The following is a 23,016-nucleotide window of genomic DNA, read 5'->3' as shown; positions in this document are numbered from 1 at the left end:
GGCGGAGGCCGGCGGGTGTCGCCGGTGGTTCAGGAGGTGCCGGCGGCGGGGCGGAAAAGCGTGGCCGTGGGGGCTGCCGCGGTCAGGGTGGCCTTGGCCGGGGTGAAGAGGAAGGACTCCTGGGGCAGCCCGTCCGGCCCGAGGAAGAACGCCTGCTCGATGGAGTCGATCTGGACGCGGGCCCCGGTGTCGGCCCCCTGGCCGACCACGCGGGTCGCCTGGATCGACGCGATGTCCTCGGCGACGGTGCCCGGGGGGAGCGCGATCGCGGTCTGCGCGGGAGTGTCCCGCTCGATGGACCACGCCGAGTACACCTGGTTGGAGCGGAACGTGTTGGGGTTGCCGGAGAGGCGCACACCCACCGACACCCCGACCCAGGCCGAATCGGTGTTCGGCGTGCTGGTGGTCTTGCGGATCACCAGGTACAGGTAGTTGCGCGGGTCGCTGATCTGTGTGCTGGACGACGGGTCCGGGGCCTCGGTGACCTTGCCCTCGCGGTTGACCTCCTGGCCCATCACCCAGTAGGTCCACGGGTTGCGGTCCATGATCCGTTCCCTGGCCTCGTTCACCGGGTCCAGCGGGTCGCCGACGGCGAGGAAGAAGCGCATCTGGCCGTCGGTCTGGTCGCAGATGCCGTTGTTGAGTGTGCAGGTCTGCAGGACGGGGTGGGTGCCCTCGAACTTCCCGGTGAACGGGATGTCCGCGTGCTCGGGGCCCTGTACGACCGCGCTGCCCGGCACGGGTTCGCCCGAGCCGTCCACCTCGACCTTGTAGACCCACTCGATGTCGGTGGTGCGGCCCCAGCGAGCCATCAGCGCGGGCGTGGACGTCCCGCCGTCCTCGTTGCTCCAGATCATGGAGTAGGTGAGCAGCCGGTGGCCGGTGACCGCCGTCGCCGCCTCCGAGTAGAACGCGACGAGCGGCGAGTCGGTGAGCGCGTTCTGGTAGGGCCCGGTCGCCGGGGTGCCGGGGAGCAGGTCCGGGTTGGGGACCGTCCGCCCGTACAGCACCGGAGCGTTCCGGGCCGCGGCGTAGTGCGTGTCGCCGGGCCTGATGGTCCGGAAGGCGAACTGGGACAGTTTCGCCCGCGCGGATCCCTGCGGCGAGCGGTCGTCGGCGAACCGCAGGCGCAGATCGTGGTCGCCGGCGGTGAGACTGCCGAGAGCCAGGTTGCGCCGGATGGGGAACGATGCGGGGATCACCAGGTCCGTCGTGTACGTCCCGTCGACGAACAGGGAGACCACGGCGGACTCGGAACCGACGGTCCCCCAGGACACGCCCGGGGCCTCGGTCGTCACGTCGAGCACCACTTCGCCGTCGGCCTCGACCTCGAAGGGGAAGGTCGTCTCGGCCGCGCGGTCCAGCACGACCTCGGCCGGCGGGGCTGCCGTCTTCTCGTCGGAACCGCAGGACGCGATGGTCACGGCAAGCAGGGCGGCGGTCAGCCCGCCACCGAGCAGCCGGCGAAGTTCCCCAGACAACCGACACTCCTTCGTGTGATCCGGGAGTCCCCACCGCGTCCGCGGCCGTCCCACCCGTCCCGAATCGTCACGCGATCCCGCGCGGTTCCATCCTGACGTGCACGTCGCACTCGGTTGCAGCCGGCTCCCCGCAATGGCCCACGACGTCCGGTAGATGCAGGTACGCGGCGTGGCGGTGGTGACTCGCGGTAGTTGCACCGGTGTCATCGGAACGTGACCCACGGGGGCACCCGGGTGCTCGAAACGGGCACCCCCGGGCGGCTGGCGGCGGCCGGCGGCGGAGGGTGGCAGTGTCGGGCGGCGGCGGGTGGCAGTGTCGGGTGGCGGATGTCGCGTTCCCTCGTGGCGGGAAATCCATCCGAACGTGCCCGCCGGTCACCCGGGGTCGCAGCCCTGTCCGGCATGATTCTTGGGGGTGCGTGTCAGGGGGACACGCCAGCGCCTGGAACCCACTCCCGGGCCGGAGGCTCGCACCCATGGCGCCCATCGGCAGCCAGAATTCCGGCTCCCAGGCCGTGCCGTCCCGTCCCGCGCCGTGGTCGGGCCGGCCGGCCGGTCGGGCGGGCCGGGGGCACCTGACCACAGGCTGACCACAGGCCGTCGAGCACGCGGGGAGGCATCCGTGCGCAAGTTCGTGATCATGGGCGTGCAGGGCAGCGGCAAGGGCACCCAGGCGAAGCTGATGGCCGACGAGCTCGACCTGGTGCACATCAGTGTCGGTGACGTCTTCCGCTGGAACGTGCAGAACCATACGAAGATCGGCGCGCAGGTCCGGCGGATCGTCGCCAGCGGGCACCTGGTGGGTGACGACCTCGTCGAGTCGGTGGTGCGGACCCGGCTGACCGAGCACGACTGGAACTACGGGTTCATCATCGACGGGTTCCCGCGCAATGCCCGGCAGGCGGAGTTCTTCCTGGAGAGCTACGACATCGACGGTGTCATCTACCTCGACCTGCCCGACGAGGAGGTCGTGCGCCGCGTCCTCGCTCGCCGGCTGTGCTCTCGCTGTGGGCTCGACTACAACCTCATCGCGAGCCGGCCACAGGTCGAGGACACCTGCGACGTCTGTGGAGGCGCACTGGTGACCCGCTCCGACGACAACCCCGAGGCGCTGGCCGTCCGGCTCTCCGAATACCACGCGAAGACCCGGCCGGTGATGGAGATCTTCCAGCGCAAGGAGCATGTCGCGGTGGTGGACGCCCGCCGCACCGTGCTGGAGGTACAGGCCGAGATCCGCGAGCACTTCGACCTGCCCTCGCCGCGCGCGCTGGCGGCGCGGGCCGCCAACGGGCGCTCGGCCGGGCATCCCGGCGGGCTGCCCGGTGAGCGGGTGGCGAACCGGCCGGAGGAGCAGCCGACCGGCGCCGACCGGTCCGCCGGCTGATCTTGGCCGGCCCGCCGCCCGGCCCGGCGGGTCACTGCTTCTCGAACACCGCCGCGATCGCGTCCGCGGAGCCGACCCCGGCGGCCGCGATGGTCCCGGTCACGCCGTGGCCCCTGAAGGCGAGCGAGTTGGCGATCCCGGCGACGCCGACATCCGAGGTGATCTCGTATCCGGCTTCGGGGAGCGCCCTGCGGTAGAAGGTCCGGGCGGCGTCGGCGTCCACGCCGCGCATCGTCAGCGTCGAGCGGCTGCCCGCGGTGGCGCCGACCTCGACGGTGGCCCCGGGCGGGACCGGGAAGCCGGGCGGGATGTTCGTGCCCTTCAGCGCATCCGCTCCGGTGGCCGTGTCGACGGTGCCGATGCCCGGCAGCGAGGTCGGCACGGATGTCGGCAGCAACGACGTCAGGGCGGTGGGCAGCGCGGTGCGCAGCGCGGTGGACAGCTCGCCGGGCGGGGTCGGCCGTGGCGACCGGGTGGGGAGGTCGTCGAGGGCGTCGTCGCCGCCGCAGCCGGTGAGTGTGCCCATGGCGATGGCCGCTCCCGCGAGGCCGCCCACGACCAGGCGCGTTCCCCGCCGCCGCCTGCCCCCGGTGACCTGCCTCGCCTGGGTGCGGGTGATGTGCCGCATGCCCGGTCCCTCCCCTGCTCACGATCGGTGCGTTGGTCGGCCGCCGTCCGCCGGCGTGCTCTGGTCACGCATGATCAGCCGAGGCACACCCTAGCCGCGGATCCGCCGATGTCGTTTGATCGTGTCATCAAGGCGACGACGCCGGCTTTGGGCGGTCGGGACGGTCTCACGTCGGCGGCCCGCATCAATGATCGTTAGGCCGGGTAGGCATTACCTTTTGCTCGAATATGTCGCCATGTGCACCCATTGTCGACCCGTGGGGGTGGTGGGCGCATCGGGGTGCGCCGGCGGCCGGCGTCGCCCCCGCGGCGGTACCCCGGGCATCTTGTGGCTGTACGTTCCTTTTGTGGCGGTCACGAACAACGCGGTGATCGGTATGGCTCTGCGATACATCGAGGCCAACCCCGAGGAGAGGGACGTTCTGCGTTCCCTGATCGTGTTGGCGCTGCACGGCCCGCCGATCGTCACTCCCACCACCACCCCGGCCCACGTGACCTGTCGAGCCGCGCTCGTCTCACCGGACTGGCGGGTGCTGCAGACCAGGGGGCGCGCCGCGCGTGACTGGCGGCTCCCCGGCGGCCACGTCGACGCGGCGGACCAGTCCCTGCTCGGCGCCGCGCTGCGCCATCTCGCCACCCAGGCCGAGGTCGAGGCGAACGCGCTGATCCCGTTCAGCGTGCTGCCGGTGGACGTCACTCCGCACCCGGTCGAGGCGGTGCCGGCGCGGGACGAACCGGAGCACGTTCACTACGAGGCCACGTTCCTGCTGCGCGTCGCCGACCGCGCGCTGGGCCAGCCCACCTCACCCGGCGTCGCCTGGCGATGGGTGAGCGTCGCCGACCTGCGGGGCAAGCTCGGCGACAAGCTCCGCTCGGAGGCGAAGGCGTGAACACGATCCCCATCAGGTTCGTCGACGACCACCTGGTGGTGGACATCGCCGAGTCGTTGTCCACGCTCCGCGCCGACGGCCGGCACCTGTGGCTCGGCGGCGACGAGACGGTGACGATCGAGCGAGTCACCCTCAACCAGGCCGGTGACGCCTTCGAGGGGCATGTGAGCTTCCCGGTCGGGGAGTTCCTGCCGCTGCCGGAGCCGGCCGACGACCGCGGTGAGGTCCCGGAGATCGACATCGAGGGCCTGGACCTCGCCGGCGGGTACCTGTGGTTCACCGGGTCGCACGCCCGGACCCGCAAGAGGGTGCGGCCGGATCACGCGACGGAGGCCGCGCTCGCCCGGCTCGCCAAGGTCAGCAACAACGGGAACCGCCATATCGTCGGACGGATACCGCTGCTGAGTACCCCGGGCGGCCCGGTGCCCGCAGCGTCAGCGCCCGACCCCGCCAACCCGGGCGCGACCCTGACCGCCGCGGCGCTGGGGCTGAGCAAGGGCACCAGGCTCACCCGGGCCCTGCGGGACGACCCGCACCTGGGCCCGTTCCTGCGGATCCCGAGCAAGGACAACGGCCTGGACATCGAAGGCCTGGCCGTCGTCGGTGAACGGATCTACCTCGGGCTGCGGGGACCGGTGCTGCGCGGCTGGGCCGTCGTCCTCGAACTGCGCGTCGACGGAGCCGACGGCCAGGACCTGCGGCTCGCGCCGTTCGCCGACGGGGCCGTCTACCGCAAGCACTTCCTCGATCTCGGCGGGCTCGGCGTGCGGGACATGACGGCCTACGGGGAAGATCTGCTCCTCCTCACCGGCCCGACCATGGATCTGGACGGCCCGGTGNGGATCCACGCCTGGCGCGGCGCGGTGCGCGCTGAGACGTCCGTCGTCGTGCACGACGAGGCGATCGAGAAGGTCCTGGACGTTCCCTACGGCGACGGCGTGGACCACGCCGAGGGGATCGCCCTGATACCCGACCCGGCAGGCTCCGGCCGGCCCGCCCTGCTCGTCGTCCACGACAGCCCCGCACCCGAGCGGCGCCGGCACCGGCACGAGATCATCGCGGACATCCTGCCGCTGCCCGCGCCCGCCGGCTGACCGCAACGGAGCCGACCGGACCCACCGCGCCTCGCGGCCCGGGCCACTGATCCGGGCCATCGATCCCGGGCCCACGCCCGCTCCGCGCGGAGATCCCGGCCTATCGCCCGGAGATCCGGGCGACCGCCCGCATCTTGTTCATGGCGTCGAGCGCGGCGACCTTGTACGACTCGGCGAGGGTCGGGTAGTTGAAGACGGTGTCCACGAGGTAGTGGACCGTCCCGCCGCAGCCCATCACGGCCTGCCCGATGTGGACCAGCTCGGTGGCACCGGTGCCGAAGACGTGGATGCCCAGCAACCGGCCGTCTTCGGGGCTGACGAGGAGCTTCAGCATCCCGTAGGAATCACCGAGGATGGCCCCGCGGGCGAGCTCGCGGTAGCGGGCGATGCCCACCTCGAACGGAACCGCCCGCTCGGTCAGCTCGTCCTCCGTGCTGCCGACGTAGGAGATCTCCGGGATCGTGTAGATGCCGATCGGCATCAGCTCCGCCCGCATCCCCGTCGTCGGTTCGCCGCACGCGGCATAGGCGGCCAGCCGCCCCTGCTCCATGGACGTCGCCGCCAGCGCGGGGAAGCCGATCACGTCGCCGACCGCGTAGATGTGGTCCACCTCGGTCCGGAAGTCCGGGCCGACGAGGATCCGCCCGCGGTTGTCGGCGGAGAGCCCGGCGTTGGCGAGCTGGAGAACCTCGGTGAGGCCCTGCCGGCCGGCGGAGTACATGACGGTGTCGGCGGGGATCTTCTTTCCGCTCTCCAGCAGGGTGAGCGTGCCGCCGTTGTGGCGCTCGACCGACACCACGGACTCGCGGAACCGGAAGGTCACCGCGAGATCGCGAAGCTGGTATTTCAACGCCTCGATGATTTCCAGGTCGCAGAAGTCCAGCATCCGGTCGCGCCGCTCGACCACGGTGACCTTGGTGCCCAGCGCCGCGAACATCGAGGCGTACTCGATACCGATCACCCCGGCGCCGACCACGACCATCGAGCCGGGGATGCGGTCCAGGTCGAGGATCTGGTCGCTGTCGACCACCGTGCGGCCGTCGAAGTCGACCGAGTCGGGCCGGGCCGGCCGGGTGCCGGTGGCGATAATGATCTTCGTGGCGCGGACCTGGCGCTCCTCGACCCCGCCCGGGCCCCGGACGCTCACGGTGTGCGGGTCGATGAAGGTGGCCAGGCCGGAGAGGACCTGGACCCGGTTGCNGGTGAGCTGGCTGCGGATCACGTCGATCTCACGGCCGATCACGTGCTGCGTCCGCGCGGAGAGGTCCGAGACCGTGATCTCGTCCTTGAGTCGGTAGCTCTGCCCGTACACCTCGCGCTGGGCCAGCCCGGTCAGGTACATGACCGCTTCGCGCAGGGTCTTGGACGGGATGGTGCCCGTGTTGATGCAGACGCCGCCGATCATGTCCCGCTTGTCGACGACCGCGACGCTGCGCCCGAGCTTGGCCGCGGCGATGGCGGCCTTCTGCCCGCCGGGCCCGGAACCGATGACAAGGACATCGACCTCATGCACGTCGTTTCCCCCTGTCATTTGTCGTGTCGGGCCGAGGCTATCCGCCCAGCCGGCCCGGAACGACGGTTGATCGGTGTTGTTACGCTCTTTTCCCGCACACGTCGAGTCATCGACACATCTGTCGTGCCGTGTCGGTACGTGCGTGTCCATGGTCACACGCGGTGCCGGCTGGATCGGGTGGTCCCTCCGTGCCCACCCGGGTGCCGGTGGGCGCCGTCGGAAATCCTTCGGCGGAGGCCGTAACGAAATTCCCGCCGCCTCGTTGGACAGGGCGTCGGGGGCCGCGGGGTCGTGGAGGCAGGCTGGGGGGTCTTCCACGGCTGCCGCGGCGGTGGTGCCGACCCGCCCGGGAGGACGGGATCGGTGAGGACCCGGCTCCCGGGCAGTCCGGGAAGCCGGGTCCACTCACCGCGAGCCGCGAGCCGCGAGCCGCGAGCCCGACGAGCGCCTGGCTCGCGTGGCTCGCGTGGCTGGCGGCCCCTACGGGTGGGTCATCGACAGCACGTCGAGCGCGCTGTCGAGTTCCGCCTCGGTGAGCTTGCCCGCCTGGATGTAGCCGCGCTCGAGCACGACCTCGCGGATGGTCTTCTCCTCCGCGAGGGACAGCTTGACGACCTTCGCCGCCTCCTCGTACCCGATGTACTTGTTCAGCGGCGTGACGATCGACGGCGAGGACTCGGCGTACCGGCGGCAGCGCTCCTCGTCCGCGACGATGCCGTCGATGCACCGGTCGGCGAACAGCCGGCTGATCGTCGACAGGATGTGGATCGACTCCAGCACGTTGCGCGCGATGACCGGCAGCATCACGTTGAGCTCGAAGTTGCCGGCCGAGCCGCCGAAGGCCACCGCGGCGTCGTTGCCGACGACCTGCGCGACGACCTGGCAGACCGCCTCCGGGATGACCGGGTTCACCTTGCCCGGCATGATCGACGAGCCGGGCTGCAGGTCGGGCAGTTTGATCTCGCCCAGGCCGGCCCGCGGGCCCGAGGAGGCCCACCGCAGGTCGTTGGAGATCTTGTAGAGCGACAGCGCGATCACCCGCAGCACGCCGGACGCCTCGACGAGGCCGTCCCGGGATGCCTGGGCCTCGAAGTGGTTGCGCGCCTCGGTGAGGGGGAGGCCGGTGGTCGCCGCCAGCTCGGCGATGACCGCCGCCGAGAACCCGGGCGGGGTGTTGATGCCGGTGCCGACCGCGGTGCCGCCGAGCGGCAGCTCGCCGACCCGGGGCAGCGCGCCGTTCAGCCGCTCGACGCCGAGGCGGACCGCGGCCGCGTAGCCGCCGAACTCCTGGCCGAGGGTGACGGGGGTGGCGTCCATCAGGTGGGTGCGCCCCGACTTGACCACGCCGGCGAACGCGGTCGCCTTGCGCTCCAGCGAGGCGGCCAGGTGGTCGAGCGCGGGGATCAGCTCGTGCACGATGCCNTGGGTGGCCGCCACATGGATCGACGACGGGAAGACGTCGTTGGACGACTGCGAGGCGTTCACGTGGTCGTTCGGGTGAACGGCCCGCCCCAGCCGCTCCGAGGCGAGCGACGCCAGCACCTCGTTGGTGTTCATGTTGGACGACGTGCCGCTTCCGGTCTGGAAGACGTCGAGCGGGAACTGGTCGTCCCAGTCGCCGCGGGCGACCTCACCGGCGGCCTCGGCGATCGCCGCGGCCACGTCACCGTCGATCACGCCGAGCTTGGCGTTCACGGTCGCCGCGGCGGCCTTGATCCNGGCGAGCGCCGCGATGTGGGCGCGGGAAATCCGCTGGCCGGAGACCGGGAAGTTCTCGACCGCCCGCTGGGTCTGCGCGCGCCACTTCGCCGCGGCCGGCACCCGCACGTCACCCATGCTGTCGTGCTCGATGCGGTATTCCTGCTCGCTCATGACTCCTGCTCGCTCATGCGCCGATCTCCCGAGATGTCCGTCAACCTTGATCTGGCCTGTGGTGCTGGCCTGACGCCGACCCGGCTACCCGCGAAAGACCTCCGCGGCGCTGGCCAGCCACTGCCGACCCTAGGACATCGGGAGCCGCTGCCGCCTGGGCCGAGGTGATCGCAGGCCATCGTCACACCGGCCGCGGCTGCGCTGGCCGGGCACGGCGCCGGCGTCGTGCCCGGCGGCGCGACCTGAGCGGTCGCGGTGGCACTCGCCGCGGCGGCGGGTGCGAGCGGGGCGCGGGGGCCCGATCGTGCTCCGGCTCGGCCGCCCGGAAGACCCGAGCGGTCAGACGCCCGGGGTGGTCGGGCAACCGGAAAGAGAACCCGGGAACGGAAAAGCGCCGGATCCGTTCCAGCCGCCACCGTGTGAGCGGCCGGAACGAACCCGGCGCGGAGTTGAAGAGTGCGTCTCAGCCTGCGGCCCGCTCCTTGGCGCGCATGTCTCGACGCAGCTCCGGCGGGAGTGCGAACAGCAGGTGCTCGTCCGCCGAGGTGACTTCCTCGACGTCGTTGAACCCGCGCTCGGCCAGCCAGGCCATGACGCCCGTGACCAGTTCCTCGGGAACCGAGGCGCCGCTCGTCACGCCGACCGTCTCGACACCGTCGAGCCAGCTCTCGTCCACCTCGGTGGAATCGTCCACCAGGAAGGACTTGGGTGCCCCGGCATCCAGGGCGACCTCGACGAGCCGGACCGAGTTGGAAGAGTTCGGTGAGCCGACGACGATCAGGAGGTCGACCTTCTCGGCGATCTCCTTCACGGCGACCTGGCGGTTCTGGGTTGCGTAGCAGATGTCGTCGCTCGGTGGACCCTGCAGATGCGGGAAGCGCTCACGCAGTGCCTTCACCGTGGTCATCGTCTCGTCGACGGACAGCGTTGTCTGCGAGAGGAACGCGACCCGCTTCGGGTCCCGGACCTTCACCGCCGCCGCGTCTTCCGGACCGTCAACCAAGTGGATGCGATCCGGCGCCTGGCCGGTGGTGCCCACCACCTCCTCGTGGCCCTCATGACCGATGAGGAGGATGTCCAGATCCTCCTTGGCGAATCGGCGAGCCTCGGAGTGGACCTTGGTGACGAGAGGGCACGTCGCGTCGATCGTGCGGAGCTGACGCGAGGCTGCCTCCTCGTGGACCGTCGGTGCCACGCCGTGCGCCGAGAACACCACCGTGGCGCCATGCGGCACCTCGTCGGTCTCGTCAACGAAGATCGCGCCCTTCGCTTCCAGCGTCTTGACGACGTGGGCGTTGTGCACGATCTGCTTGCGTACATACACCGGCGACCCGTACAGATCGAGTGCCTTCTCGACGGTTTGGACCGCGCGATCGACACCCGCGCAGTAGCCGCGCGGCTTGGCCAACAAGACCCGCCCCATGTCGCAGCAGTCTACGCGGGCGTCGCCTGGCGCCAAGGGGCGCCGAGCGGTGCATCACCGGATGCGCGCATCGTCCGACCGGCGGTGACCTTCCAGTCGTAGGTGGGCCGTACGGTGCCCGGGTGGCACTCTCCTCGACCCCCGNCGAACCGCTTCCGGTGCGGACGATCTCCCGGGCGATGGGCGACTGGATCTCCCGGCTCGGCCGGGTCTGGGTCGAAGGTCAGGTGACGGAGATCTCCCGGCGGCCCGGCATGGGCACGGTCTTCATGACTCTGCGCGACCCCGTCGCCGACGTCTCCCTGCGGGTCACCTGCCCCCGCGCGGTGTGTGAGGCGGTCGGGCCCGGGCTGGTCGACGGGGCCCGGGTCGTGGTGTGGGGCAAGCCGTCCTTCCACCCCGGTCGGGGCACGTTGGCCCTTGCGGTGACGGAGATCCGGCCACTCGGCGCGGGTGCGCTGCTGGCTCGGCTGGAGCGGCTGAAGGCCACGCTGGCGGCGGAGGGGCTGTTCGCGGCGAGCCGGAAGAAACGGCTCCCGTTCCTCCCCGGCGCCGTCGGGCTGATTACCGGCCGTGCATCCGCCGCGGAGCGGGACGTCGTCGAGAACGCCCGCCGCCGGTGGCCGGCCGTGCGCATCGAGCTACGCGAGGTGGCCGTGCAGGGNCCGCTCGCGGTGGCCCAGATCCTCGACGCGCTGGCCGAGCTGGACGCCGACAGCACCGTCGAGGTGATCGTCATCGCCCGCGGCGGCGGCTCCCTGGAGGACCTCCTGCCGTTCTCGGACGAGGCCCTGCTGCGTGCGGTTGTCGCGGCCCGGACACCTGTGGTGTCGGCAATCGGACACGAGCAGGACACACCTCTGCTCGACTTCGTGGCCGACGCGCGAGCCTCCACGCCGACCGACGCGGCCAAGCGGGTGGTTCCCGACGTCGCCGAGCAGGCGGCCGGTGTGGACGCCCTGCGCGGCCGGGCGCGGCGCGTCCTCGTCCACCGGCTCGACCTGGAGACCCGCCGGCTGGCCGACCTGCGGGGGCGTCCCGTCCTCGCGGCGCCGCTGCGCGAGATCGAGCACCGCGAGCAGGGTGTCGAGGCGCTGCGGACCCGGTCGCGGCGCTGCGTCGCCCACGCGGTGGATGTCGCCGAGCGTGACCTCGTCCACGCCGCGGCGCGGATGCGCGCGCTGTCTCCCGCCGCGACGCTGGAGCGCGGCTACGCCCTGATCCAGAAGCTCGACGGCCAGGTCGTACGCTCCCCGGCCGACGTGGCGGGCGGGGAGATGCTGGCGGTCAGGGTCGCCGGCGGTAGCTTCGCGGCCAGGGCGCAGGCCGCCGGCGCGACCGGCGCCGGCGCGGGCGAGGGTGGCGCAGGCGAGGGAGACTCCGAATGACCGATCTCGACCGTCAGCGGGTGCCCGTGGACGGGAGCCCGCGCGGCGCCGGCGGGCACGGCGACCCGGCCTCGCGGGGGGCGGGGGCTCCGGTCACCTACGAGGCGGCCCGCGCGGAGCTGGAGGAGGTCGTCCGCCGGCTGGAGGCCGGGGGGTGCTCGCTGGAGGAATCGCTCGCGCTCTGGGAGCGGGGCGAGGAGCTCGCCGCCGTGTGCCAGCGGCTCCTCGACGGCGCCCGGGCCCGCCTGGCGGGGCAGCGCCCAGCCGAGCCCGGCACGGGCGGCTCACCCGACCCGGCCAACCCGCCCGGCTCCTGATCGGCCGGCGCGACCGGCCTCACACATCGGGTGGCACCGACCGGGGCGACCGGGGCGGGGCGGCCCGTAGTGTCGGGTGCGCGGGGTGGTGGCTGAGAGCCACCCGGCCGGTGACCTCGTCGCACCGGTCCGGCCGCCGGATCTGGAAGATGAGAGCGTGGCGCGTCAACGCGGTCAGGAAACAGTTCGGGACATGGTGCTCTCGCTCGCCGTGGTGCTGGCGGGGGTCGCGGTCTTCTTCGTCTTCGTCATGCCGCACGGGAGTGATGACCCCGAGGTCAAGGTCGTCGAGAACATCGAATCGACGCTGACGGCCTACGCGCGCCAGGCGCCCTACCCCGCCTCGGCGCCGGCCGGCCTGCCGGACCTGTTCAAACCGACCTCCGTGCGCATCACGCTGCCCTCCGGCGGGACCAGCGACGGCGACACCGCCCGCCTCACGATCGGCTACGTCGTGGACCGGCCGGGCGACCGCACCTTCACCCGGTTCCTGCAGAGCAACGCGGCCGACGCCGTGCAGGCGATCCTCGGCGACCGCCCGGTCACCGGCTCGGTGGACGTGGCCGGCGAGTCCTGGGACGAGCGCCGGGACGACCGCGGCCACCTGGCGCTCTCCCGGGAACAGGGCGGGGTGACCACGATCATCGACGACGGTGGCGGCCCCGGCGGTGCCGAGCAGGCTGACCTGGTCGCGCTCGCCGCCGCGGTCCGCCCGGTGAAGGTCGGCGCGGTGGAGGTCGGCGCGGCTTCCGCCGGCCCGGCCTGAGCGACAGCCGACGCCGGCGGGGCAGGTCGACTCCCCGCGGCGGCCCGTAGGCCCTGGTGGCGGACCGTACCTCCCGGAAAAGCAGCGGGTGGCCGTCACGCCCCCTCCGCGTGACGGCCACCCGTATCGCCATGTTTGACGCGGCCCGCCCGGCGAAGGTTGCGTGCCTTTCGAAAGTTTTTTCCGGCGGTCCGATCGCGGTGGCGCGGGGCGGTGGCCCAGCCGGGGCCGGCTGTCGGGGCCGGTCGAGGGCGGTCGCGGACGGTGGCGGCGCCGGTGGCGGGCCGCTACCGCCGGCACGCGGCGCGGCGGCGAACTACGCTCCATCCCGTGGCTGACACCGCTTCCGTACCCGTTTCTCTCGCCGTCCAGGGCCAGGCGCCGGACCGGAACCTCGCACTCGAGCTGGTCCGGGTGACCGAGGCCGCGGCGCTGGCCGCCGCCCGCTGGGTTGGGCGCGGTGACAAGAACGGCGCCGACCAGGCCGCCGTCGACGCCATGCGACGGCTCGTCGGGACGGTGTCGATGCGCGGCGTCGTCGTGATCGGCGAGGGGGAGAAGGACGAGGCCCCCATGCTGTTCAACGGCGAGGAGGTCGGCTCCGGGGAGGGGCCGGAATGTGACGTCGCCGTCGACCCGGTCGACGGGACCACGCTGACGTCCAAGGGCATGAACAACGCGGTCTCGGTGATGGCGGTCAGCGAGCGCGGGTCGATGTACGACGCCAGCTCCTGCTTCTACATGGAGAAGCTGGTCACCGGGCCGGAGGCGGCCAGCGTCGTCGACATCGACGCCTCGGTGGAGGACAACATCCGCGCGGTCGCGAAGGCGAAGGGCATCCTGCCCCGCGATGTGACGGTGGTGGTCCTCGACCGGCCGCGGCACACCGAGCTCGTCGACAAGATCCGCGCTGCGGGTGCCCGGGTGAAGCTCATCTCCGACGGCGACGTGGCCGGCGCGGTCATGGCCGCGAGCGCGGACACCGGTGTCGACCTGCTGCTGGGCATCGGCGGCACCCCGGAGGGGATCATCGCCGCCTGTGCCGTGACCTGCATCGGCGGTGTGGTCCAGGGGCGGCTGTGGCCGCGGGACGACGCCGAGCGGGCGAAGGTGCTGGAAGCCGGGCACGACCTGGACCAGGTGCTGCACACCCGGGACCTGGTCGACAGCGAGAACGTCTTCTTCGTGGCGACCGGCATCACCGACGGCGAGCTGCTGGCGGGCGTCCGCTACCGGCCGGGCGGGGCGAGCACGTCGTCCCTGGTCATGCGGTCGCGGTCGGGCACCATCCGGCGGGTCGACAGCCAGCATCAGCTGACCAAGCTCCAGGCGTACTCGACCGTCCCGTTCTGATGAGCGGCCGTGGCTGACGTCGCTCCGCGCGCGTCCGCCGCGCCGGGCGCGGCTGCCACTCCGGGCGCGGCTGCCACTCCGCGTGCTTCCGGCGCGGCCGCCACTCCGCCGGTCCGCCGGTGGCTCCCGGCCGGTTCCGCGGCACCGGCTGCCCGGCGGCGCCCCGGCCCGGGATCGCTGGGGCGGGCGGTGGCGCGGCTTGACCGGCCCGGGCCGCACGGCAGCGCGGCCGAGGTGCGCACCCTGCCCGCCGCGCTGCGGCGTTTCCTGTCCCACCCGCGCCCACCGGTGCTGATCGGCGCGGTCAGCGCGGTTGCCGCCGCCAGATCAGCGCGTGGTCCGATCCGCCGCCGGGATGTCGGCACCGCGGCGGCCTGCCTGTGCGCGCAGCCGTTCGTCGAGTGGGCGGTGCACCGCTTCCTGCTGCATGCCCGGCCGGGTGGTCCGCTCGGGTCCGTCGGCTACCAACTGGCCGGGTTCGGCCATGAGCTGCACCATCGCGACCCCGCCAACCTGGACACCATGTTCCTGCGCCCCCGGGAGGTGACGGCCGGCGCGGCGGCGGCCGTAACCGTGGCCGCGGTGGCGCCGCCCGCCGTCGGCACGGTGGCGGTCTGCGTCGGCCTCGGCGCGTTGGCCTACGACTGGACGCACTTCCTCATCCACACCTCGGTGCGGCCGTCGCACCGTTACTACCGGCGCCTGTGGCACGGCCACCGCCTGCACCACTACCGCAACGAGCGGTACTGGCTCGGGGTGACGAGCCCGGTCGCGGACATCATGCTGGGCACCTCGCCGACCGGGGCCGAGGTGCCCGTCTCCCCGACGGCGACCGGCGCCGCCCGTGCCGCCGCCCGTGCCGCCGCCCGCGCCGCCGGGGAAACCGAGGAGGCCGTCAGGCGGACCTGAGCCGACGCCCGGCGGCCCGGTCCAGCAGCCCGGCCGGGTCGGCGCACAGCGTCTCGACGGCCTGCCGGACCCGGGCCGGGTCGAAGGTGCTCGCGTGGAACGAGGCGCTGACCTGCAGCCGCCCCCGCAGCTGGGTGATCGCGAAGGTGACGAGCTCGGGGGCACCCGGCGTGCTCGCGGTGATCAGCCGGGGCTCCTGCCCGGCGAGCCAGGGCAGCCCTTCCAGCTCCCGCAGCCGGCCCAGGTAGTTCAGGGCCATGGCCGGCCGCGGCGCGAGCGGGGCGCTGGCCGGCAGGGTGGTGGGCCGGCGGCGCTGGGCCCGGGCGGTGACCAGCGCCATGGTCGCCAGCGGGCGTCCGGCGCCGAGGCCGCGGTCGAGCGTCTCGGCGATCGACGCCGGGTCCAGCGCGTCCGGTGGGTCCAGGTGGACGCCGACCGAGAAGTTCCCCGCGAGCCCCGCCAGACCCGTCGCGGCGGCCGCTCCCGGCAGGTAACGGCGGTTGTCCACGAGGACGTGCAGGCCGGGGGACGGCGCCAGGCCGGCCTCGACGAGGGCCGCCCGCGCCGCCGCGAAGAAGACCGCGGTCCGGGTCACCCCGGGCGCGTTGTGCGTCCGCCAGCGGTGCAGCCGGGGCAGGAGCGTGGGGTCGCTGGTGACGCTGACGGAGGCGAGGTCCGGGTGCCAGGGGCCGGCGCCCGCCGGCCCGCCGTGGGCGGCTGCCTGGTCGACGTTCGCCCCGGCGCCGGTCGTCGCGGCGCTCTCAGCCCTCTCCGCCCTCTCAGCCCTCTCCGCCCTCTCGGCCCTCTCCGCCCTCTCGGTGGAGGCGGTGCGGTAGGAACGCAACGTCGCCGCCAGCCGGCGCGGATCGCGGCCGAAGTGGTCGGCGAGCGCCAGCGTGAGCGGATGGCGCGGTCCGCCGCTGACCAGCTCGGCGGGGAGCGCGCCGTCGAGCGACCGGCCGGTCAGGCCCGCCAGCAGCGAGACGACCGGCCGGCCGTCCAGCAGCGGGTGCGCGACGGACACGGCGACCGCGTTGTCCCCGGTCAGGAAGCGGAACGGCAGGCCGGGGTCGGCCTGGGTGTGCAGGTGCTTCTGCAGGGCGTCAGGGTCGTCCAGCAGGTCGGCCGACACGTCCAGGGGCAGGACCATCCGGTCGCAGAACTCGGCCAGTTCCGGGCGAGGGACCGGGAACCAGCGGGTCATCGCTGCCGCCGCGGTGGAGTCGGCCTGGCCGCCGCCGGGGGAACCCTCTCCAACCCTTCCCCGCAGGGTGCCGGGACGCTGGAACAGCCGGTGCTCCGGCGCCAGGGCGGCGAGCCGGCGCAGGGTGGCCCGTACCGCGTCGGGGGTGGGCGCTTCCAGCCCGGTCAGCAGGACGGTGGTGTGGGTGCCGCGCCAGGCCCGGTCGCGGCCGGGCATCCGGGTGCCCAGATGCTCGCGCAGCCGGCGGACCGCGGCGTTCGTGGACGTCATGGCTGTCCTTTCTGGGACGCTTCGTGGGGCACTACCGGCAGTGAAATCCGGGTGGTCCTGATCCGGGACGCCGAAGGCGACCCGGCGGGACGTCCGACCCGCTCACCGAAGAGGACGATCACCGCGCCCAGGCACTGCGAGCCGGCCCAGGCCAGCCCCACCCCGGTCAGGCCGAACCGGTCGCCCAGGAGGAGGGCGCTGCCCGGCACGACGAAGGCCAGCAGCAGGTGCATCCGGACGATCCAGCCGATCAGCAGCTGGGCCCGCGCGGCACAGATCGCCAGCGTGATGACGCTGCGCGCGAGGCTGCCGATCAGCAGCAGGCGCAGGACGTTCGCCCCCTCTTGGGCGTACTCGCCACCGAAGACGCGCAGGATCAGTGGGGCGCCGAGCACGGCTACGGCTGTGACCAGGCCGAGGCCGGCGACGGTCCGGCGGCGCATCGCGCGGTGCATCGAGCCGATGTCCGTGCCCGCCCGCGACCCCTCCACCACCAGCGAGCTGCCCATGGCGATGACCATCGCGTCCAGCGCCTGGACGATCATCCAGGCGAGGCCGAACGGGGCGGCGGTCGCCGGTCCCACCAGGGCCACGACGAGCACCGGCAGCAGCGTGACGCCGATCTGGTCCAGCACCATCGCCGTCGACTCGCCGGCCAGGAAGCGGCGGAAGGCCGGTGCGTCGGCCCCCGGCTCCGGCTCATCGGTGGTCGGCAGCACCCGGGTGAACAGCAGGTAGGCAACCGGCACGGCCGCCACGGCGGCGGGGACGACCCAGGCCGTCAGCAGCGCCGCCGCGGTGCCGCCGATCGCGACCAGCACGCCGAGCTTGGCCGTGTTGTAGACGGCGTTCTTCAACGGAACCCAGGGCGCCTTGCGCATGCCGGTGAGGGCGGCGTCCTGCAGGGCGAAGACCGACCAGATCGCGACGGCGAGCACGAAGCCGATCGCGGGAAGCGGTCGTTCGAGGGTCTGGAAGGAGTCGGAGACCCGCGGAGCCGCCAGCACGAATCCCGCGCCCAGCACGAGGCTCAGCCCGGCCGCGGCGGCGGTGCCCCCGGCGACCAGGGCAGTCCTTCGGTGCCCGGCCCGCGGCAGGAACGCCGCGAGCGCCGGCCCCAGGTTGAGCTGCCCGAGCATCGACAGCGCCATCATCGCGGAGACGAGCGCGGTCGCCTCGCCCACCGCCGCGCGCGGTGTGGTGTGGGCGGCCGCGACCCAGAACCCCGCGCCCAGCAGGGCGGAGATCAGGCCGCTCAGCGCGAGCGCCGCGCCGTTGCGGTACAGCGTCGCCTCGGCCGCCCCGGTCTTGCTGGCTGTCATGGGTGCTTCGGCCGTCCCGCCGGGGTTGGCCCGGCCGTTCACGAGCCCGCCTGGGCCGGCCGGGCGGCTGCGCCCGCCGGCTCGGGGGCCTGGTAGTGGTAGATCCGGGTGTTCGGCGTCGCATACCAGCGGCTGAACTGTCCGGACTCCACCAGCGCGGTCTCCAGCGAGCGCAGCGCCCCGGGCGGGACGAGCCGGTAGATCTCGGCGTAGGTCTCCTGGGTCGAGCCGAAGACCAGGTAACCCTCGCGGCCGTAGCGGTTCATGACCGTCGTGACGGCGTCGACGTCCGCGGCACCGAGCGGGCGGTCGCGCAGCTGCGGGTTGTCCAGCAGCGAGGGGACGTTCTGTTCGTCCGGGCCGAACTCGTCGTAGTTCCCGGCGAGCTTCACCGGGAAGTCGGGCGCGGCGGTCNCGATCGCGGAGCCGGGCCGGCCCGCCCGGTAGAGGTACTCGGCGGCGCTCACCTCGTCCGCGGGGATGATGTTCATCGCGGCCTGGCCGGTGAAGGCGGGCACGAACAGCGCTGTGAGCAGGGCGGTGACGGGCAGGAGCACGAGGGCGCGGCGTGGCCGCCAGCCGCCCGGGCCGGGGGCCAGCGCCCGCGCGGCCAGGATCGCCGACCACGGGAGGGAGAACAGGACCACGCGCAGCACACCCTCGCCGCCGTAGTTCTGCCCGAGGATCAGGGAACCGGCCGACAGGACCAGGACGACGGGGATGAGCACCCGCCCGTCACCGAGCGGGAGCCGGGCGTGCCCGGTCGTCTCGGCGCCGGCGTCGGGGCGCGAGCTTGGCGGGGGAGCAGCCGCCGCGGGGGCGGGGCCGCGTGCCCAGCGGACCGCACCCACCGCGCCCAGCAGCCAGATCGCCAGGCAGAGCAGCTGGCCGGTGAGGCCGTTGAAGTTCTTGCCGGGCATCGGGTCGGTCTGCGCCAGGCCCTGGGTCCTGGTGTTGGCCAGCGGGTCCAGGCCGGTGAACAGCCCGAAGCTGCTCTGGACGTAGGAGAAGTTGGGCAGCAGGTAGGCCGCCGCCACGACGGCGAGCGTGACTACCACCCACCAGGGGCGCACCAGGCCGAGCACCGTCAGCGCGGCGACGCCGAGCACGAGCATGTACGGGGTGAGCTGGTGGCTCGCCACCACGGCGACCTGCAGGAGCACGATGAGCGCCGCGACGGCGGCGCGTGGCGGCTGCCGCCGGCCCACCTCGACCGGAGCGGCGGCCCCGGTCTCGGCTCCGGCCCCGGTCTCGGCTCCGGCCTCGGTTCCGGCCTCGGTTCCGGCTCCGGGCAGCGGCCCGAGGACGAGCCGGCGGCGCGCCAGCGTGCCGCAGGCGCGCAGGACCAGCCGGCTGACCAGGTTCTCCCGGGGTTGGGTGAAGTGGTCGAACAGCAGGATGAAGATCCCGAGCGTCAGGGTGAAGGCGAACGCCTGCGGCGCGAAGTAGCTCTGGCCCACCCAGTTGGTCAGCACGAAAAGCAGCGCGGCGAGCTGGCCGAGGCGGGCGTCGCCGAGCAGCCGGCGGCCCAGGGCGGCGACGGCCGCCGCGGCCACGAGGGTGAAGAAGACTTCGGCCCAGCCGGCGTAGTCGACCGGGTTGCCCCGCCCGGCCAGCCAGGAGAAGGCGGCGCTGACCGCGAAGAAGCCGGGCCAGCGGTGGTAGATGTCGATGTTCGGGGAGACCGAGCCGTGCAGCTCGATGTACTGGGTGACCCCGATGTGCTTGTACACCCAGAAGTACTGCGGCGTGTCCGACACGGCGGGGACCGTCCCGTACAGCGTGACAACCAGCGCCGCGGTCGCCAGCGCGATGAGACCGGGCCGGGCGCGGCGTCGGCAGGCCGCCGACGCGGCGGCCCCGAGCAGCAGCGCCACGGCGGCGAACCAGAGCGCGGGCAGCGCGGGCAGCAGCCCGTAGTCGTCCGTCCGGCCGAGGTCGATCTGCCCGAGCGAGACCACCCACAGCAGCAGGCCCGTGACGGTCAGGCCCACCGGCAGCGCGACGTCCGCCCGCGGCCGCGGCACGGCCCAGGACACGGTCCGTGTCCGGCGGGAGATGATCGTGCTCATTGTGCTCACGGCGTCCCTCCGCTGCCGGCCGGGGAACGGGCCCGGTCCCGCGTGCGGGAGTCCACCCGCAGGCGCAGGACGAGGGAGGCGGCGGCCGCCGTGCCGACAACGCCGGCGGCGACCTCCGGGTGCCACCACCGCAGCCAGGTCATCGCCAGCGCGAAGACCGTCTCGGCGGCCAGGCTGAGCCCGCAGGCCAGCGCGAACCAGGCCGTGAAGTCCCGCCGTGGCAGCCAGGCGAGCACCGCGGCACCGGGGAGCAGCGCCGCGGTGACGACCGCGGTGACCGGGCGGACCGGGCCGACGTAGCCCACCGCGACCATCACCGCCGTCACGGCAGCCATGGTGAGCAGCGCGACGTGCGTCATCCGATCCAGCCGGCGGTCGGTCATAGCGCGGTTGCCTCCCGGCGGCGCAGCGACCGCGCGTAGATCACGGGGCCGGCGAGCAGCCCGATCCACTCCCGGGCGGCGAGTGCCAGCCCGAGCGAGGGCACCCGCTCCGGCTGGTCCTCGCGGCGCTCGCCGGCGGTCCCGTGCCCGCGGATGGTCAGCGCGCTCAGATGCCGGGCGGCCGCCGGTACCTGGCGGATCATCCGCCGCCGGCTCCGCGGGTCGGTGAGGTGCTTGGTCAGATAGGCGGACAGGCCCGTCCCGTAGCCGAAGAGCTGGCGCCGCAGCGCGTCGACGTCGGCCCGGTGGCCGTGCCAGGCCAGCGCGGACGGCTCGTAGGCGAGCGCGTGGCCGGCCAGCAGGACCCGCAGGAAGAGGTCGAGATCCTCACCGCCGCGGGTGGGCGTCCCGGCGCCGAGCGCGGGGTCGAAACCGCCGAGCTCGCGCAGCACGGCCGTGCGCACGGCGAAGTTCGCCCCGGTGCCGTACAGCCCGGCGGCGAAGGGATGCAGGGCGGACGGGCCGGAGGTCGCGTCATAGACCCGGGGCTGACAGCTGGTACCCCAGCCCACCCGGGCGTCGAAGTACCGCTCGGCCGCGCTGTCGAGCGCCGCGGCGGGGACGAGCCCGGTCACGCAGGCGACGTCGGCGCGCCGGTCGAGCCCGCGGACGAGACCGGTGACCCAGCACGGGTCGACCGCGACGTCGTCGTCGGTGTAGGCGACGACCGTGCCGGTCGCCGCCGCGAGCCCGCGGTTGCGCGCGTGGGAGAGCCCGGGGGTCTCCTCGCGCACGTAGCGGAAGCGCGGATCGGTGCCGACGACCTGTTCGAAGGCGAGCCGGGTGAGCTCGTCCGACGGCGCGTTGTCGACGATGATGACTTCCAGGTCGGTGTACCGCAGTGCGCGCAGCCGCTCCAGGCACGCGGGCAGGAGCGAGGAACGGTCGCGGGTGCACACGACGACACTCACCCGTTCGGTACTCGCCCGTTCGGTACTCGCCCGTTCGGCACTGCCCCGTTCGGTACCGTCCGGTTCGGTCAGCGGGCCGAGCCGGTCGACGTCCGCGCGCACCCGGGCCAGTTCGCCGGCCAGTTCGCGCTCGGCCACCGACCGCACCGTGGCCGTGGTGGGTGCCGATCCGGCCATGCCCAGCTCGACGAAGCCGACGGGCACGCCGTGCCAGCGCACGAGGATCCTGGCGCGCCGGTACTCCGGGGGCGCGGTGTCGGCGAGCGGCCAGGTCGCGGACCAGCCGGTGGCGACCGGGCGGCGGGGCGCCGCGGTCGGGTCGGCGAGGTCCAGCTCGCCGGTCCACACGGCGTCCACCCGGGCCGAGGCCGGGGCGGGGGTGGCTCGCCGCGGGCTCGGCCGGCGCGGGCTGGTGTCGCCGGAGCCAGTGTTGCCCGGGCCGGTGCCAGCGCGGAGCCGGCCGTGGGCGTAGCCCGCGGTGGTGAACGCGAGGCCGGCGACGATCGCCGCGGCACGGCGCCGGTTCCCCTGCCGGCGCAGGTCGCGCGCGACCGCGCGGGGCAGCACCGAGCGCACGTAGGCCCGTTCGGAGGCGAGCCCGCGGACGGTGCCCACCCGGGCGCTCACCGTGGCCTTGGACAGGCCCTCGGCGTAGCACCGGGCGCGGAAGTAGCCCCAGGTCGCCCGCTGTGCCGTGACCTGGTGTGTCACGACCGCGTCCGGGACGTGCAGCACCGTGGCACCGGGAACGTCACGGCGGATGCGGATGTAGAGGTCGGTCTCCTCGCAGCCCAGCGGCCTGGTGCCCAGCCGTCCCAGCCCGTTGGTGAAGCCGGCGGTGGCCGTCCAGGCGGAGCGGCGCAGTGACATCGCCGCTCCGATCGGGTTGCGGATCGGGGCGAGGGTGGTCGGCAGGCCCGGATAGCTGCAGCCGACGACCCAGCCGAACTCCGGCGGGAACCAGTCGGGCCGCCCCTCGCCGGGCCAGGCCGGCACGACGAGCCCGCCGGTGCCCTGGACGGACGGGTGGGCGTAGGGCCGGATCAGCCGGGCGAGCCACTCCTCGTCCGCCCGCGCGTCGTCGTCGAGGAAGGCGATGACCTCGGACGTCGCACGCTGGACGCCGGTGTTCCGGGCGCCGGAGAGGCCGCGCGGACCGGTGTTGGGGATGACGGCGACCGCGGGGGCGAAGGCGGCTCGGGCCCGCTCCCGCAGCGGCTCGTTGTGGTCCGTCACGACGATGATCTCGTCTGCCGGGCGTCGCTGGCGAAGAATGCTGTCGACGGCGCGCCGGAGATCCTCCCACCGCTCCTCGGTGTAGGCGCAGATCACGACGGACACGGAGGCCGATGTTCCGATGGTGTCGCTCACGCGCGCTCGATCCTGCTGGCGGGCACCCACTTCAGCCGGGGTGCGGCGGCGCGCGCCGGCCTTGGGGTCGGCACGGGCACGGGCGCACCGCCGTGCGACGCGGCCCACGACGTCCGCATCCGCGGGACGGTCGACCCGGCCGTGCCGAAGGAGGTCGCCGGGTTGTGCCGGTCGCGTTCGCCCCGGCGCGGTGCCGTGAGCGGGCGCCGGCCCCACTCGGCCATGATCGTCCGGAGTACCCGCAGGCCGTCCGAGACCGCGTTCAGGTTGCTGGTGCCGTGGATCCGCGGGTGTTCGAAGCTCGGTACCTCGACGACGCGCAGGCCCGCCCGGGCGACCCGCATGTTGATCAGCGTCTCGATCTCGAAACCGTCACCCCACTGGGCCGGTGTGCCGG

The 23,016-nt window shown here is 73.4% G+C and carries 15 protein-coding genes and 8 pseudogenes; 10 read left to right on the top strand and 13 right to left on the bottom strand.

Annotated elements, in window-relative coordinates; all coding sequences use genetic code 11:
- Window positions 1–29 precede the first annotated feature (29 nt).
- Complete coding sequence (locus UG55_RS16445; RefSeq protein ID WP_066069556.1) at window positions 30–1,481, bottom strand: hypothetical protein; 1,452 nt, start codon at window positions 1,479–1,481, stop codon at window positions 30–32.
- 622 nt (window positions 1,482–2,103) lie between these two features.
- Between UG55_RS16445 and UG55_RS16440 the strand changes: the two are divergent.
- Window positions 2,104–2,736, top strand: a pseudogene (locus tag UG55_RS16440) (adenylate kinase family protein); the annotation flags it as partial.
- 160 nt (window positions 2,737–2,896) lie between these two features.
- On the opposite strand, the gene UG55_RS16435 reads toward UG55_RS16440, so the two are convergent.
- Window positions 2,897–3,493 carry a hypothetical protein gene (locus UG55_RS16435; protein ID WP_066069547.1) on the bottom strand — a complete coding sequence of 199 codons (597 nt, stop codon included), beginning with the start codon at window positions 3,491–3,493 and terminating at the stop codon, window positions 2,897–2,899.
- A gap of 376 nt (window positions 3,494–3,869) precedes the next feature.
- On the opposite strand from UG55_RS16435, the gene UG55_RS16430 reads away from it, so the two are divergent.
- The 3 genes and pseudogenes from UG55_RS16430 to UG55_RS38040 all read left to right on the top strand — a co-directional run.
- Window positions 3,870–4,382 carry an NUDIX domain-containing protein gene (locus UG55_RS16430; protein ID WP_242424631.1) on the top strand — a complete coding sequence of 171 codons (513 nt, stop codon included), beginning with the start codon at window positions 3,870–3,872 and terminating at the stop codon, window positions 4,380–4,382.
- Window positions 4,379–5,221: pseudogene (locus UG55_RS16425) on the top strand (DUF3616 domain-containing protein); the annotation flags it as partial. The gene UG55_RS16430 and the pseudogene UG55_RS16425, both read left to right, overlap by 4 nt.
- Window position 5,222: 1 nt before the next feature.
- The coding region (locus UG55_RS38040; RefSeq protein WP_242424630.1) for a DUF3616 domain-containing protein at window positions 5,223–5,476 on the top strand (254 nt) is incomplete at its 5' end.
- Window positions 5,477–5,576: 100 nt separating this feature from the next.
- On the opposite strand, the pseudogene sthA reads toward UG55_RS38040, so the two are convergent.
- The 6 genes and pseudogenes from sthA to UG55_RS16410 all read right to left on the bottom strand — a co-directional run.
- Window positions 5,577–6,676: pseudogene (sthA, locus tag UG55_RS16420) on the bottom strand (Si-specific NAD(P)(+) transhydrogenase); the annotation flags it as partial.
- Window position 6,677: 1 nt separating this feature from the next.
- Window positions 6,678–6,989: FAD-dependent oxidoreductase (locus UG55_RS38035; RefSeq protein ID WP_242424629.1), on the bottom strand; the 312-nt coding region annotated here is incomplete at its 3' end.
- 480 nt (window positions 6,990–7,469) lie between these two features.
- Window positions 7,470–8,411 (bottom strand): annotated as a pseudogene (locus UG55_RS16415) (lyase family protein); the annotation flags it as partial.
- Between the two features lies 1 nt (window position 8,412).
- Window positions 8,413–8,707, bottom strand: a pseudogene (locus UG55_RS38030) (lyase family protein); the annotation flags it as partial.
- 1 nt (window position 8,708) lies between these two features.
- Window positions 8,709–8,861: pseudogene (aspA, locus tag UG55_RS38025) on the bottom strand (aspartate ammonia-lyase); the annotation flags it as partial.
- A 463-nt stretch (window positions 8,862–9,324) separates the two neighbouring features.
- Entirely contained in the window at window positions 9,325–10,284 is a 960-nt protein-coding gene (locus UG55_RS16410) for a 4-hydroxy-3-methylbut-2-enyl diphosphate reductase (RefSeq protein WP_066069535.1), read from the bottom strand.
- 145 nt (window positions 10,285–10,429) lie between these two features.
- Between UG55_RS16410 and UG55_RS38020 the strand changes: the two are divergent.
- The 6 genes and pseudogenes from UG55_RS38020 to UG55_RS16385 all read left to right on the top strand — a co-directional run.
- Window positions 10,430–10,948: pseudogene (locus tag UG55_RS38020) on the top strand (exodeoxyribonuclease VII large subunit); the annotation flags it as partial.
- 1 nt (window position 10,949) lies between these two features.
- Window positions 10,950–11,672: exodeoxyribonuclease VII large subunit (gene xseA / locus UG55_RS38015; RefSeq protein WP_242424628.1), on the top strand; the 723-nt coding region annotated here is incomplete at its 5' end.
- The gene (locus tag UG55_RS16400; protein ID WP_083986877.1) at window positions 11,669–11,989 is read left to right on the top strand and encodes an exodeoxyribonuclease VII small subunit; all 321 of its coding nucleotides are present in this window, start codon (window positions 11,669–11,671) and stop codon (window positions 11,987–11,989) included. The genes xseA and UG55_RS16400, both read left to right, overlap by 4 nt.
- Window positions 11,990–12,146: 157 nt before the next feature.
- The gene (locus tag UG55_RS16395; RefSeq protein WP_083986890.1) at window positions 12,147–12,755 is read left to right on the top strand and encodes a DUF4245 domain-containing protein; all 609 of its coding nucleotides are present in this window, start codon (window positions 12,147–12,149) and stop codon (window positions 12,753–12,755) included.
- Window positions 12,756–13,085: 330 nt separating this feature from the next.
- A complete protein-coding gene (gene glpX / locus UG55_RS16390; RefSeq protein WP_083986889.1) occupies window positions 13,086–14,108 on the top strand; it encodes a class II fructose-bisphosphatase in 1,023 nt (340 codons plus the stop codon).
- A gap of 9 nt (window positions 14,109–14,117) precedes the next feature.
- A complete protein-coding gene (locus UG55_RS16385; RefSeq protein ID WP_396230931.1) occupies window positions 14,118–15,017 on the top strand; it encodes a sterol desaturase family protein in 900 nt (299 codons plus the stop codon).
- On the opposite strand, the gene UG55_RS29160 is transcribed toward UG55_RS16385, so the two are convergent.
- The 5 genes and pseudogenes from UG55_RS29160 to UG55_RS38010 form a co-directional block, all read right to left on the bottom strand.
- Window positions 15,004–16,491: a hypothetical protein gene (locus UG55_RS29160; protein ID WP_066069526.1), complete on the bottom strand. Its 1,488-nt coding sequence runs from the start codon at window positions 16,489–16,491 to the stop codon at window positions 15,004–15,006. The two genes, UG55_RS16385 and UG55_RS29160, sit on opposite strands and share 14 nt — an antisense overlap.
- Entirely contained in the window at window positions 16,488–17,813 is a 1,326-nt protein-coding gene (locus UG55_RS29155) for a lipopolysaccharide biosynthesis protein (protein WP_066069523.1), read from the bottom strand. Before UG55_RS29155 ends, UG55_RS29160 begins: the two co-directional genes overlap by 4 nt.
- Window positions 17,814–19,890: 2,077 nt before the next feature.
- Window positions 19,891–20,277, bottom strand: coding sequence for a hypothetical protein (locus UG55_RS16365; RefSeq protein ID WP_066069517.1), 387 nt, complete (start codon window positions 20,275–20,277; stop codon window positions 19,891–19,893).
- On the bottom strand, window positions 20,274–22,619 hold the full coding sequence (locus tag UG55_RS29505; RefSeq protein WP_199865156.1) for a glycosyltransferase family 2 protein: 2,346 nt from the start codon (window positions 22,617–22,619) through the stop codon (window positions 20,274–20,276). The genes UG55_RS16365 and UG55_RS29505 overlap by 4 nt, the downstream gene beginning before the upstream one ends.
- Window positions 22,616–23,016, bottom strand: a pseudogene (locus UG55_RS38010) (glycosyltransferase family 2 protein); the annotation flags it as partial. The pseudogene UG55_RS38010 and the gene UG55_RS29505, both read right to left, overlap by 4 nt.

The organism is Frankia sp. EI5c, from assembly GCF_001636565.1.
Taxonomy (GTDB): domain Bacteria; phylum Actinomycetota; class Actinomycetes; order Frankiales; family Frankiaceae; genus Parafrankia.
This window is presented reverse-complemented; position numbering and strand designations above follow the sequence as displayed.